Here is a 12890-nt window from a genome sequence, read left to right as displayed (position 1 = left end):
GCCCGCCGGGGGGCCGGGGGGGCCGGGGCGCCCCGGGGGGCCCCCCCCCCGGCGGCCGCCGCCCAGGCCGAACTCCTGGTGCTGATGGTGCCCTTCGAGCGGGTCCGGGGATTGCTCCCGCCGCACGTCGTGCAGGACAAGGTGCTGGTGGACGCGACGAACGCGTTCGGCGGCCCCGGCGCGCCCGCCGACCTCGGTGGGCGCGGCTCCAGCGACCTGGTCGCCGAGTGGTACCCGGCGGCCCAGGTCGTGAAATCGCTGAACACCATGCATTTCGAAACCCTCGCCGTCGCGGGAACCGCACCCGGAGAGCGCCTGGCGCATTTCACCGCCGGCGACGACAAGAAGGCGAAGGAAATCGTCGCGGGAATCATCACGGATCTCGGATTCGCGCCCGTCGACACCGGTCCGCTGCACTCCGGGGGAATTCTCCAGCAGCCCGGCGGGCCCCTCTTCAACCGGCCGCTCACGGAAGCGCAGGCGCTGGCATGGACATCACACTGAACGTGAACGGAAGACCCGAGCAGTTCTCGGCGCAGCCGAACGAACTGCTCGTGGAAAGGCTCCGCGACGGCCTCGGCCTGACCGGCACCAAGGTCGGCTGCGACACCGGCCAGTGCGGCTCCTGCGTGGTCCGCCTCGACGGCCGGTCCGTCAAGAGCTGCCTGGTCCTCACCGCCTCCGCCGCCGGCGGCGAGGTCGCCACCATCGAAGGCGTCACCGCCCGGGGCGGGGAACTGTCCGGACTGCAGGAGGCCCTGCGCCAGGAGCACGGCACCCAGTGCGGCTTCTGCACCCCCGGAATGGTCATGGCGCTCGGCGAGCTCGTGGACGCCACCGCCGACGGCCCGGCCCCCACCGAGCCCGAGATCCGCGAGTGGCTCACCGGCAACCTGTGCCGCTGCACCGGCTACCACAGCGTCGTACGAGGGGTGCAGCGCGCCTGCGCCGCCTCCCGCGACGAGGTGCCCGCCGGCTCCGCCGCATCCACCGCAGCCGTACCGGAGGTGTGAGGGACATGACCACAGTGACGGGGGACGCCCCGGCCGGCCGGGGTGGAGTGCTCGGGCAGCCGCTGGACAGCCGCGAGGATCCGCAGCTACTGCGCGGCGAAGCCACGTACGTCGCGGACATCGACCTGCCGGGCACCGCGCACATGGCCATCCTGGGCAGTCCGGTGGCGCACGCGAAGATCCTCTCCATCGAGACCAAGGCGGCCGAGCAGCTGCCCGGCGTGCTGAAGGTGGCCACCGCGGCCGACTTCACCGACGTCATGCCGCTGCCCTGCATCTGGATCCCCGGCGGGGTCGAGAGCCACTTCCCGCCGCACCCCTACGGACTCCCCGGCGCCCGCCCGGTCCTGACCGGCGACACCGTCCGCCACGTTGGAGATCCCGTCGCCGTGGTCGTCGCCGAGACCCCGCGGCAGGCCGCCGCGGCGCTGGCCGCCATCCACGTCGAGTACGAGCCGCTGCCCGTCGTCACCCGTGCCGACGAGGCCCTCGCCGACGGCGCGCCCCAGCTCCACGAGGCCGTCCCGGGCAACCTCAACGCCTACTGGACCTGCGGCGACAAGGACCGCACCGACGCGGCCATCGCCGCCGCCGAGGTCACCGTCGAACTCGACCTGGTCAACCAGCGCACCATCAACAGTCCGATCGAGCCGCGCGGCGCGGTCGGCGACTACGACCCGGCCACCGGCGAGTACACCCTCTACGCCTCCACCCAGGGCCCGCACAACCACCGCTTCCTGCTCGCCGCCCTGGTCCTCGGCATCCCCTTCAACAAACTCCGGGTGATCGCCCCCACCGTCGGCGGCAGCTTCGGCACCAAGGGGTACCTCTACCCCGACATGCCCCTGGTGCTGCTGCTCTCCAAGGCGCTCGGCCGCCCCGTGAAATGGGTGGACACCCGCACCGGCCTGATGAGCTCCACCGTCCAGGGCCGCGACCACCGCCAGCACGTCACCCTCGCCGGCACCCGCGACGGCCGCATCACCGCCGTGCGCTGCACCAGCTACGCCAACCTCGGCGCGTACCCCTCGACGATCGGCCCCGGCGTCGCCACCGCCCTGATGGGCCGTTCCATCAGCGGGATGTACGACATCGGCGCCGCCTTCTGCGAGGTGTACGCCGCCTTCACCAACACCGTCTCCCTCGGCGCCCAGCGCGGCAGCGGACGCGCCGAGGCCGCCTTCCTCATGGAGCGGCTCGTCGACCGGTACGCCGACGAGATCGGCATGGACCCGGCGGCGGTGCGGCGCAAGAACCTGGTGCCGGAGGAGAAGTTCCCGTACGACAACGGCCTCGGCTGGACCTACGACTCCGGGAACTACCGGCTCAACTTCGACAAGGCCATCGAGCTGTCCGGATACGGCGACATGCCCGCCCGCAGGGCCGAGGCCCGTACCCGCGGCAAGCGCCTCGGCGTCGGCATCGCCACCTACGTCGCGATCTGCGGCGTCGGCCCCTCCACCCGAATGTCGCAGGAGGGCATGCTCGGCGGCACCTGGGAGAGCGCCAACATCCGCATCCACCCCACCGGCGAGGTCACCGTCACCGTCGGTTCGGCCTCCACCGGCCAGAGCCACGGGACGATCTTCGCCCAGGTCGCCGCCGACGAGCTCGGCATCGACCCCGCGACCGTCCAGGTCCACGAGGGCGACACGCAGAAGGCCCCGTACGGCCAGGGCACCTACGGCTCCCGCTCCTACAGCATGGCCGCGCCCGCGGTGGTCCTCACCGCCCGCAAGCTCAAGGCCAAACTGGTCCGGGCCGGCGCCGTCTTCCTGGGCGTGCCCGAGGACAAGGTCGTATACGAGGGCGGCGCGATCCACGAGGAGGGCAACCCGGAGAACACCAAGACCTTCGCCGAACTCGCGATGGCCATGTGGTACGGCTGGGGCCTGCCCCCGGAGATCGAGCCGGCCCTGGACGAGACCACTCACTTCGACCCGCCGGACTTCAACTACCCCTTCGGCACGCACGTCGCCGTCGTCGAGATCGACGAACTGACCGGTGAGACCGAGGTGGTCGCCTACACCGCCGTCGACGACGCCGGCAACATCGGCAACCCGAAGATCGTCCAGGGGCAGATCGAGGGCAGCATCGTCCACGGTCTCGGCCAGGCCCTCATGGAAGCCGCCGAATACGACGAGAACGGCCGGCTGATCAGCTCGGACCTCGGCCACTACGCCCTCCCGCGCGCGGCCGACGCGCCGTTCTTCGCGCTCGACAAGACCGTCACGCCCAGCCCGCACAACCCGCTCGGTGCCAAGGGCGCGGGGGAGATCGCCACCGTCCCGCCGGCGGCCGCCGTCGTCAACGCCGTCGTCGACGCCCTCCGCGACCTGGGCGTCCGCCACATCGACATGCCGCTCACCCCCGAGAAGGTCTGGCGCCACCTGAGAGGGGAATCCCAGTGATCCTCACCGAGTTCGACTACGCCCGCCCCAACGGCCTCGACGAGGCACTGGCCCTGCTGTCCGACGTCCGGGGCGCCCGGGTCCTGGCCGGCGGCCAGAGCCTGCTGCCCGACCTGCGCGCCGGAGCCGACAGCGCCCGCCTGCTCGTCGACATCCGGCAGCTGGCCGAGCTGCGCGGCACCGCCCGCACCTCCGACGGACGGCAGCTGCGCATCGGGGCCCTCACCACGCTCGCCGACCTCGCCGCCGATGCGCTGGTCCTCGCCGAAGCACCGGAACTGGCCGCCGCGGCCCGTTCCAACGGCGACCCCCAGGTCCGCAACCTCGGCACCGTCGGCGGCAACCTCGTCGCCGCCGGGCGGTCCACCGACCTGCCGGTCGCCGCCCTCGCCGCCGACGCCGTCGTCGAACTGGCCGGCCCCGGCGGGCGCACCACCGTCCCGGCCGAGGAATTCGCCGCCGGTACCGCGCCCGCCGGCCAGATCCTCACCGCACTGCTGGTGCCCGCAGCCGGCCCGGCCGCCGCCTTCGAGAAGTCCGCCGACCGGGCCACCCGCTACCCGGTCTGCGCCACGGCCGCACGGATCACCCCCGACGGGCCCCGCATCGCCGTCACCGCGGCCACCCCCCGGCCCCTGCGCCTGCGCGGGGTCGAAGACCGGCTGCGCGGGGGCCCGTACAGCACCGAAGCCGTCCTCGCCGCCTTCCGCGCCGAACCCCGGGAGCTGTTCGTCCCCGGACGCGGCACCTCGGCCGAATACCTCGGCCACCTCGCGGGGGTCCTCACCGCCCGCGCGCTGCAGAGGGCCGAGCGGGCCCGCACCTGACCGGCCGACCACGGGGCCCGCCGGGCCCGACACGGGGGAGTTGAGTGAAGCAGTGGCCGATCCGTCCGAAACGACCACGGGGGCAACCGTGCACCCAGCCGCCCACGCGGCCGGCGCGCCCAGAGGCTCCGGCTTCTGGGTGGTGGGTGCCGTCCTCGTCCTGCTGATGCTCTCCTCCTCCGTACCCTCCGCCCTCTACGTGCTCTACCAGCAGAAGTGGGACCTGTCCTCCGGCACGATCACGGTCGTCTTCGCCCTGTACGCCGTCACCGTGCTGACCGGGCTGCTGCTCTTCGGGTCCCTCTCCGACACCCTGGGCCGGCGCCCCGTCCTCGCCGCCGGGCTGGTCCTGGCGATCGTCTCGATGGCCTGCTTCGCCGGGGCACAAGGGCTCGGGCTGCTCCTCGTGGCCCGCGCCGTGCAGGGGCTCGCCGTGGGACTGGCCACCGGCGCGATGGGCGCGGCCCTGCTGGAACTCAGCCCGGTTGCGCGGCCCGCCCTCGGCGCCCAGGTCAACAGTGCCGGCCCGACCGTGGGCATCGGGCTCGGCGGGATCGGTGCCGGACTGCTCGTCCAGTACGCGCCCGCACCGACCGTCCTGAGCTACCTGCTGCTCATCGGGGCCTTCGCCGTGACCCTGGTGGGGGTCGTCCGCATGCGAGAGAGCGCTCCCGGCGCCGGCGGCCGACTGCGGGTGGTCCCGCACCGGATCCACGTACCGGCCGGCGCTCGGGGCCGCTTCCTGGTCCTCGTGCTGACCATCGTCGCCGTCTGGTCCGTGGGCGGCTTCTACCTCTCCCTCGGCCCGCACCTGGCCCTGTCCCTGCTCCGGTCCACGAACTACCTCGTCGGCGGGGCCACCGTCGCACTGCTCGCCGGCGCCGCCACCGCCGCCCAGCTCCTGCTCGGCCGCACCGCGGCGCTGCGCACCGCCGTGCTCGGGCTGCTCGGCCTGCTCACCGGTCTCGCGCTCGTGCTGCTTGCACTGGGCCTGGGCTCGGCTTCCCTGTTCCTGGCGGCCACGGCAGTCCTCGGCAGCGGCTGGGGAGCCGCCTTCCTCGGCGCCTTCCGGGCGCTGAGCGGGCTGGCCGATCCGGCCCACCGCGGCGAACTGACCGCCGCCGTATACGTCTTCGCGTACCTCGCGATGAGCGTGCCGGCCGTGCTCGCCGGGATGCTCACCAACATCCACGGGCTGCACCGCACCTCGGTCGGTTTCATGGCCGCCGTCGCCGCGGTGTGCGCGGTGGCCCTGCTGGCCACCCTGCGCCTGGCCGCCCGCACCAAGGCCGAGGGGAGCACCGCATGAGCACACCGGACCCGACCGCACCGCACATGACCGCACCGCACATGACCGCACCGGAGCTGCGCTCCGCCCTGCGCGGACTCGAGGTCTTCGCGGGGATCACCGAGGACCAGCTCGACTGGCTGGTGTCGGTGTCCCGGCCGCAGCTCCTCGCCGACGGGGAGGTGCTCTTCCGGGACGGCGAGGAGGCCACCGGCTTCCACGTGCTGCTCTCGGGCGGGCTCGTCGTCACCAAGGTCGTCGACGGCCGGGAGGAGGTGCTCACCCGGCATTCCACCGAGGAGGAGAGCGCCGCGGCCGAGGACCACGACGGCAAACCCCCGGCAGCCCACCGGTTCACCGGCGAGCTGCCGCTGCTGACGGACGGCGCGTACGTGGCGACCGCCGCCGCGAGCGGGCCGGCGACCACGGTGGTGGCGTACCCCAAGGCGGTCTTCTTCGAGATGCTCACGCGCTGCCACGGGGTGGCCGCCGTACTGATCCCCGTGCTGGCCTGGCGCATCAAGTCCTCCGAGGTGCAGGCCCGCAAACGGGCCACCGTGGAGGCGCTCGGCACCCTTGCCGCCGGGCTCGCGCACGAGCTGAACAACCCGGCGGCCGCCGTGGCCCGGGCCGCGCAGGAACTGGCCCCGGCCCTGGACCGGCTCACCCGGACCGCACAGGACTGGGGTGCGGCCGCCACCGCCGCCGAACGTTCGGTCCTCGACCGGCTCACCGCGGAACTGGACGGACTGCCGCCACCGGTCACCACCGATCCGCTGGCCCAGGCCGACGCCGAGGAGGAGATCGCCGACTGGGCCGACGAGGCCGGAGCCGAACGCCCCGGCCTGCTGGGATCGGGCGTCTCCGATCTGGGACGGGAACTGGGCTGGCTCCTGGAGCGGATCGAGGGGGTCGGCAAGGAGGCGCTGCCCCGCGCCCTCGACCACCTGGCGGCGCTGCTGGAGATCCGGTCGCTCGCAGCCGAGCTGCGGGCCGCAGGCCCCAGGATCTCCCACCTTGTTTCCGCCACCCGGGATTACGCCAATCTCGACCGGGCGCCCGAACAGCGCTTCTCGGTGACCGAGGGGCTGGAGAACACGCTGGTGGTGCTGCGTGCCAAGCTCGACGGCATCAGCATCGTGCGTGCGTACGATCCGGATCTTCCCGAACTGACGGGCTATCCCAGCGAGTTGAACCAGGTGTGGACCAACCTGGTCGACAACGCCGTCGAGGCCATGGAAGGTGCCGGCGTGCTGACGCTGAGCGCCCGGTCCGAGGGCGTCTGCATGGTCGTGGAGGTTGCCGACACCGGGCGGGGCATTCCCGAGGAGTCCCTGCCGCGGATCTTCGAGCCCTTCTACACGACCAAGGATGTGGGCAAGGGCACGGGCCTGGGGCTGCACCTCAGCTATCGCATCGTGACTCAGCGCCACCGCGGGTCGCTCACCGCCCGCTCGCGTCCCGGCGAGACCCGGATGGTCGTGCGGCTGCCCTTCGCAGGCAGCGCACAATCCTGCGTCTCACCTGCACAGAAACCCGATACCGCAGTGGAAACCGCACCTACCGAAGGCACCTCTCCCCAGTGAAACGGAGTCGACATGGCCACGTACGACATCTCCACACTGCACCCGGTGTTCGTCCGCCAGATGGAGGCGCTGGCCGCCTTGGACATCGAGGCGGTGATGAAGAACTACACCGACGACGCCGTGCTGTTGCGGTTCGAGGGCGTCTCGGTGGGCATCGAAGCGGTGCGTGAGACCTTCACCGGCTACCTCAGCGTGAAGCCGACGCTGGTGGAACTTCAGGAGTACGTCGAGACCGAGGACACCATCTTCTATCGGGCGATCATGAACCTGAACGGTGAACCGGAGCACGCATTCGGGACACTCGTGGTCCGCGATGGCCGAATCTGGCGCCAGACCGCCGGATTCGGCAGCTGAGGCCGGAAATCTGGGTAGCGTGTGCGGGGAGAGCGGGTGAACGCGCTCTCCCCGTATGTGCGGACCGCGGTGCGCACGCCGGGAAACGGTAAAGGGGAGGTCATGGAAAATGAGACCGGGCGGGTCGAGGCATTCAGTGACGGCGTATTCGCCATCATCATTACGATCCTCGTCCTGGAATTAAAGGTTCCGGAAGAAACCGGTTCGGACTTCTGGCACGGGGTCCGTGAACAGTGGCCCCATTACGCCGCCTATGTGGTGAGCTTCCTCATCATCGGTGTGATGTGGGTGAACCACCACACCATCTTCAGTCACCTCAAGCGGGTCGACCGTCCGCTGTTGTTCCTGAATCTCATGGTGCTGATGGTGGTATCGGTGATCCCGTACACCACCAACGTGCTCGCCGAGCACCTCACCGAGGGCAGTGACGCGAACCCGGCCGCGGTCCTCTACAGTCTCGTCACCGTGGCCTACGCCTTGGCGTTCCTGCTGTTCTGGTGGTACGTCACCCGGGTCGGGCACCTCTTCCACGAGCAGGTGGACAGGGACGGGGCGCGGGCCACCAGGGTGCGTTTCGGCCTCGGTGCCATCGCCTATCCGTGCACGGTCGTCCTGGCCTTCTTCTCGGCACCGCTCACGCTTGTCGCACACTTCCTGATCGCGATCTACTATGCGGCGAACCAGATCCCCATCCCCCTCGTGGTAGAGGAAGAGCGGCTCGAATCTGCCAGCGACCTCAGGAAGTAGCCGCAGGGGCCTACGGCCGTTCTTCGCGGTCAAGTAGGGTATTGGATCTAGCTGGTCGCGGGGGAGGCCCAGATGGCTCGCGCAGTCCTGCCGGAGGATTCCGTCAAGGAAGTCTCCGAATTGATCGATGTCATGATCTCTCTTCTCTTTGAGTCCTTACCCCGGCGGGACCAGCGAAACTGGGCCCGCGTTTATCTGAACGGCCTCGTGCGGACCAACGGGAAGAAAACAATCCGTAACATCGCCGGAACGGGGGCGAGTTCGGTCGAGCAGAGCCTCCAGCAGTTCATCAGCAAGTCCCCCTGGGACTGGACGCCCGTCCGGCGCTCCCTCGCCCAGCACCTCGAACGCACTGCGCAGCGCCCCCTGGCCTGGGTGCTCCAGCCCATGGTCATAGAGAAGGCCGGGGACCGCTCGGTCGGTGTCGGCCGGCAGTTCGTCCCCCAGCTCGGCCGCACCGCCAACTGCCAGCAGGCCAGCGGGATCTGGCTCGCCTCCAGCGAAGCCAGCTTCCCGGTCGAATGGACCCTCACCCTCCCCGGACCCTGGACCAGCGAACTCATGCGCCGCCGGCGGGCCGGCATCCCGGACACCGCCCGCTCCCTCACCCCCGCCCAGGACGCGGTACACGCGGTCCAGCGGATGGCCGCCACCTGGCAACTCCAGCGCCGGCCCGTGGTGATGGAGGTCGCCAACTGCGATCTGCCGCGGAGCGTCGACTCCTTCGCCCTCCAGGACATCCCCTTCGTCTTCAAGGTCGACGGCTCGCTGCCCGTCTCCTTCGGCGGTGCGGGCCGGCACAAACCCGGCCCGTACACCGCACCCGCACGCGAACTCATCGACTCCCTGCGCTCTCAGCGCCGCGTCGTGGAGTGGACCCGGCACGGCCGGTCCGAGGGAGCGGTGACCCTGCTGACCTCGGCCCCGATCGTCGCCACCCCGTGCGAGGACCGTCCCGCGCCCTCCCCGCCCACCCCGCTGCTGCTGGTCGGGGCCTGGACCGAAGCGGGCCTGCTCCCCTCCGAGTTCTGGATCACCAACATCGGGGACCGGCCGCTCGCCCAGCTCTTCCTGCTCGCCAAACTGACCGACCGGGTCTCCCTGGACTTCACCGAGACCTGCGAACCGGTCGGCATCCGCGACTTCGAAGGCCGCTCCTTCCGCGGCTGGCACCACCACGCCACCCTGGCGAGCGTCGCCCACGCCGCGAAACTCCTCGGCGCACGCCCGCACGCCGACGACCGGTACCCCGGTCCCGCACGTCCCGCAGCCGCCACCCGGCCCCCCGCAGCACGCCCGGCCACCCCGGACATGCTGCCCCCGCACCTGCCCGGACAGACCCCGCGCCGCGAGTACATCCGCTGATGCTCGACATCGCCGAGGAGCTACGCGCGTGGTGCGCCGGACGCCGGGAATTCGCCCTGGCCACCGTGGTCGCCGTCAGCGGCAGCGCGCCGCGCGGCCCCGGTGCCTCGCTCGCCGTCGACGACCGGGGCACCGCGCTCGGCTCCCTGTCCGGAGGCTGCGTGGAATCCGCCGTCCACGAGCTCTGCCTGGACGCGATCGCCACCGGCCGGGGCGGCCTGCACCGCTTCGGCTACAGCGATGACGACGCCTTCGCCGTGGGCCTGACCTGCGGCGGAGTCCTCGACGTCCTCGTCACCCCGGTGCGCGGCCGCGACCCGGTGCGGCCCGTACTCGGCGCGGTCCTCGACGCCGCCGCGGACGGGACCCGCGCCGCGCTCGCCCGTGTGGTGTCCGGCCCGCCCCGACAGCTCGGTCGGGCGCTCGCCGTCCGCGCCGACGGCTCCTACCAGGGCGGACTGGCCGGCGGCGCCGCCCTCGACCGCGCCGCCGCAGGCCGGGCCCACGCCCTGCTGCTCGCCGGCCGTACCGGCACCACCGAGCTCGCCACCGCCGACGGGGTCTGCGGCGAGCCGCTGAGGCTGCTCGTCGAGTCCGCCGCCGAACCGCCCCGGCTCCTCGTCTACGGGGCGATCGACTTCGCCGCCGCCCTGGCCCGGATCGGCGCCTTCCTCGGCCACCGGGTCACGGTCTGCGACGCCCGGCCCGTCTTCGCGACCCCGGCGCGCTTCCCCGACGCCGACGAGGTCGTCGTCGACTGGCCGCACCGCCATCTGGCCGCGCAGTGGGAGGCGGGCCGGCTGGACGCCCGTACCGCCGTCTGCGTCCTCACCCACGACGCCAAGTTCGACGTACCGCTGCTGGAGCTGGCCCTGCGGCTGCCGCTGGGCTACGTGGGCGCCATGGGATCCCGGCGCACCCACGCCGAACGTGCCAGGCGCCTGCGCGCGGAAGGGGTGACGGACTCCGCCCTGGCCAGGCTGCGCTCACCCATCGGCCTCGACCTCGGGGGCGCCACCCCCGAGGAGACCGCCCTGGCCATCGCCGCCGAGCTCATCGCCCACCGGCACGGCGGATCGGCGCTTGCGCTGACCGGCGGCGCGACCGCCATCCACCGAAGACCCGCTCCCGCCACCGCGCCCCGTCGCGCGGCCCCGGCCGCCCTCAGCCCGCCCGCCCCCTGACGTGCTCCAGGACGCGCTGGAACTCGGCGGTCGGCGAGAAGTCGACGTACTCCGTGTCGGTCAGCGCCACCGGGATGTGCCCGGGGCCCCAGTAGAAGGCCTGCCCCTCCTCGTACACCTCCTCGCCGTCGGCGGTCCGCATCAGCAGCCGGCCCTTGAGGAGGTAGCCCCAGTGCGGGCACGGGCACATGTCGCCGGGGAGCCCCTTGACGGCCTCCGTGAGATCGGCGCCCTCCGGGAGACGGAAGAACCCGACGGTCAGGTCGCCACCGATCTCCCGCATCCGCACCTCCAGCCCGCCGCCTTCCAGCACGACGGGCGCCTCGTCCCGCGTCGTCGCCGTCATGGACCCTCCACCGCTGCTCGGCCCGGACGCCCCGGGACCTGTTCCGACCCTTCCACTGTGACCCGACCGGGTGCATCCCGCCCCCGAGGACGTGCGCCCGCACCTCGGCGGGACCACGGTCCCGTAGGAAGGCACCATGCGGCTCACAACGCCTTGGACGATCGGCCCGGGCGGTGTGAACGCCAGGTCGTGGGAGAATGAAGTACGTGCGTTTCCTCGGCTGCACCCTGTCGAGGCACCTCCGATGGACTGGGATGTTCAGCACGTGCGTTTCCTCAATGACCTGAAGCCGCCGTACGACCTGACGTACGACGATGTGTTCATGGTGCCGAGCCGCTCCGCGGTCGGTTCCCGCCAGGGCGTCGACCTCTCCTCGCCCGACGGGACCGGCACCACCATTCCCCTTGTCGTGGCGAACATGACCGCGATCGCCGGCCGCCGGATGGCCGAAACCGTCGCCCGCCGCGGCGGCATCGTCGTCATCCCCCAGGACATCCCGATCGAGGTCGTCACCGACGTCATCTCCTGGGTGAAGACCCGCCACCTCGTGCTCGACACCCCGATCACGCTGACGCCCACCCAGACCGTCGCGGACGCACTGTCCCTGCTGCCCAAGCGCGCCCACGGTGCCGGAGTCGTCGTCGACGGCGAGGGGCGCCCGGTCGGCGTCGTCACCGAGCACGACCTGACCGGCGTCGACCGCTTCACCCAGCTCTCCGAGGTCATGTCGAAGGAGCTGTTGCTCATCGACGCCGACATCGATCCCCGCGAGGCCTTCAACAAGCTGGACGCGGGCCACCGCAAGCTGGCCCCGGCCGTCGACCAGGACGGCAGGCTCGTCGGCATCCTCACCCGCAAGGGTGCCCTGCGCGCGACCCTCTACACGCCGGCCACCGACGCCGACGGCAAGCTCCGCATCGCAGCCGCCGTCGGCATCAACGGCGACTTCGCGGCCAAGGCCAAGCAGCTGCTCGACGCGGGCGTGGACACGCTCGTCATCGACACGGCGCACGGTCACCAGGAGTCGATGATCAATGCGATCAAGGCCGTCCGCGCGCTGGACCCGCAGGTCCCGATCGTGGCCGGCAACATCGTCGCCGCCGAGGGCGTCAAGGACCTCATCGAGGCCGGCGCGGACATCATCAAGGTCGGTGTGGGCCCCGGCGCCATGTGCACCACCCGCATGATGACCGGCGTGGGCCGCCCGCAGTTCTCCGCCGTGCTGGAGTGCGCGGCCGAGGCCAGGAAGTACGGCAAGCACGTCTGGGCCGACGGCGGTGTCCGTCACCCGCGCGACGTGGCGATGGCGCTGGCCGCCGGCGCCTCCAACGTCATGATCGGTTCCTGGTTCGCGGGCACGTACGAGTCCCCGGGCGACCTCCAGCAGTCCGCCGAGGGCCGCCTCTACAAGGAGTCCTTCGGCATGGCCTCCGCCCGCGCCGTGCAGAACCGCACCAGCGAGGAGTCGGCCTACGACCGCGCCCGCAAGGGCCTGTTCGAGGAGGGCATCTCCACCTCGCGCATGTTCCTCGACCCGGCCCGTCCGGGCGTCGAGGACCTGATCGACTCGATCATCGCCGGCGTCCGCTCCTCCTGCACCTACGCCGGTGCCGGATCCCTCGCGGAGTTCGAGGAGAAGGCCGTGGTCGGCATCCAGTCCGCAGCCGGCTACGCCGAGGGCAAGCCGCTGCACGCCAGCTGGAGCTGAACCCGGCGATAGAGGACCCGGCGGCAGGGGCCCCGTGCCCCCGCTCCCGCGGCCTCGGGTC

Annotated in this window: 12 protein-coding genes; 11 read left to right on the top strand and 1 reads right to left on the bottom strand. The window is 71.8% G+C overall.

All coding sequences use genetic code 11. The annotated features are described in order from the left end of the window. Nucleotides 1-84 precede the first annotated feature (84 nt). From ACFW2G_RS31870 to ACFW2G_RS31825, 10 genes are all read left to right on the top strand, one after another. Complete coding sequence (locus ACFW2G_RS31870; protein ID WP_384582664.1) at nucleotides 85-504, top strand: NADPH-dependent F420 reductase; 420 nt, start codon at nucleotides 85-87, stop codon at nucleotides 502-504. Next, a complete protein-coding gene (locus ACFW2G_RS31865) occupies nucleotides 489-1013 on the top strand; it encodes a (2Fe-2S)-binding protein (protein ID WP_037926209.1) in 525 nt (174 codons plus the stop codon). Before ACFW2G_RS31870 ends, ACFW2G_RS31865 begins: the two co-directional genes overlap by 16 nt. A 5-nt stretch (nucleotides 1014-1018) precedes the next feature. Next, entirely contained in the window at nucleotides 1019-3424 is a 2406-nt protein-coding gene (locus ACFW2G_RS31860) for a xanthine dehydrogenase family protein molybdopterin-binding subunit (protein ID WP_052031162.1), read from the top strand. Further along, on the top strand, nucleotides 3421-4251 hold the full coding sequence (locus ACFW2G_RS31855; protein ID WP_384456217.1) for an FAD binding domain-containing protein: 831 nt from the start codon (nucleotides 3421-3423) through the stop codon (nucleotides 4249-4251). Before ACFW2G_RS31860 ends, ACFW2G_RS31855 begins: the two co-directional genes overlap by 4 nt. Nucleotides 4252-4339: 88 nt before the next feature. Continuing rightward, a complete protein-coding gene (locus ACFW2G_RS31850; protein ID WP_384582661.1) occupies nucleotides 4340-5560 on the top strand; it encodes an MFS transporter in 1221 nt (406 codons plus the stop codon). After that, nucleotides 5557-7125 (top strand): ATP-binding protein, encoded by a 1569-nt coding sequence (locus ACFW2G_RS31845; protein ID WP_384582658.1) that lies wholly within the window; start codon nucleotides 5557-5559, stop codon nucleotides 7123-7125. Before ACFW2G_RS31850 ends, ACFW2G_RS31845 begins: the two co-directional genes overlap by 4 nt. A gap of 12 nt (nucleotides 7126-7137) precedes the next feature. Then, nucleotides 7138-7479, top strand: coding sequence for a nuclear transport factor 2 family protein (locus ACFW2G_RS31840; RefSeq protein WP_037926212.1), 342 nt, complete (start codon nucleotides 7138-7140; stop codon nucleotides 7477-7479). Nucleotides 7480-7515: 36 nt separating this feature from the next. Continuing rightward, on the top strand, nucleotides 7516-8226 hold the full coding sequence (locus ACFW2G_RS31835; protein ID WP_236647783.1) for a TMEM175 family protein: 711 nt from the start codon (nucleotides 7516-7518) through the stop codon (nucleotides 8224-8226). 72 nt (nucleotides 8227-8298) lie between these two features. After that, a complete protein-coding gene (locus ACFW2G_RS31830; protein ID WP_384582655.1) occupies nucleotides 8299-9591 on the top strand; it encodes an IS701 family transposase in 1293 nt (430 codons plus the stop codon). After that, nucleotides 9591-10775: an XdhC family protein gene (locus ACFW2G_RS31825; RefSeq protein WP_384582652.1), complete on the top strand. Its 1185-nt coding sequence runs from the start codon at nucleotides 9591-9593 to the stop codon at nucleotides 10773-10775. The genes ACFW2G_RS31830 and ACFW2G_RS31825 overlap by 1 nt, the downstream gene beginning before the upstream one ends. Here the strand turns inward: ACFW2G_RS31825 and ACFW2G_RS31820 are convergent. After that, the gene (locus ACFW2G_RS31820; protein ID WP_384456226.1) at nucleotides 10756-11121 is read right to left on the bottom strand and encodes a hypothetical protein; all 366 of its coding nucleotides are present in this window, start codon (nucleotides 11119-11121) and stop codon (nucleotides 10756-10758) included. The genes ACFW2G_RS31825 and ACFW2G_RS31820 overlap by 20 nt on opposite strands. A gap of 244 nt (nucleotides 11122-11365) precedes the next feature. Between ACFW2G_RS31820 and ACFW2G_RS31815 the strand changes: the two genes are divergently transcribed. After that, nucleotides 11366-12829: a GuaB1 family IMP dehydrogenase-related protein gene (locus ACFW2G_RS31815; RefSeq protein WP_037926220.1), complete on the top strand. Its 1464-nt coding sequence runs from the start codon at nucleotides 11366-11368 to the stop codon at nucleotides 12827-12829. Nucleotides 12830-12890 lie beyond the last annotated feature (61 nt).

This window comes from Streptomyces sp. NPDC058880, from assembly GCF_042742535.1.
Classification (GTDB): Bacteria; Actinomycetota; Actinomycetes; order Streptomycetales; family Streptomycetaceae; genus Streptomyces.
This window is presented reverse-complemented; position numbering and strand designations above follow the sequence as displayed.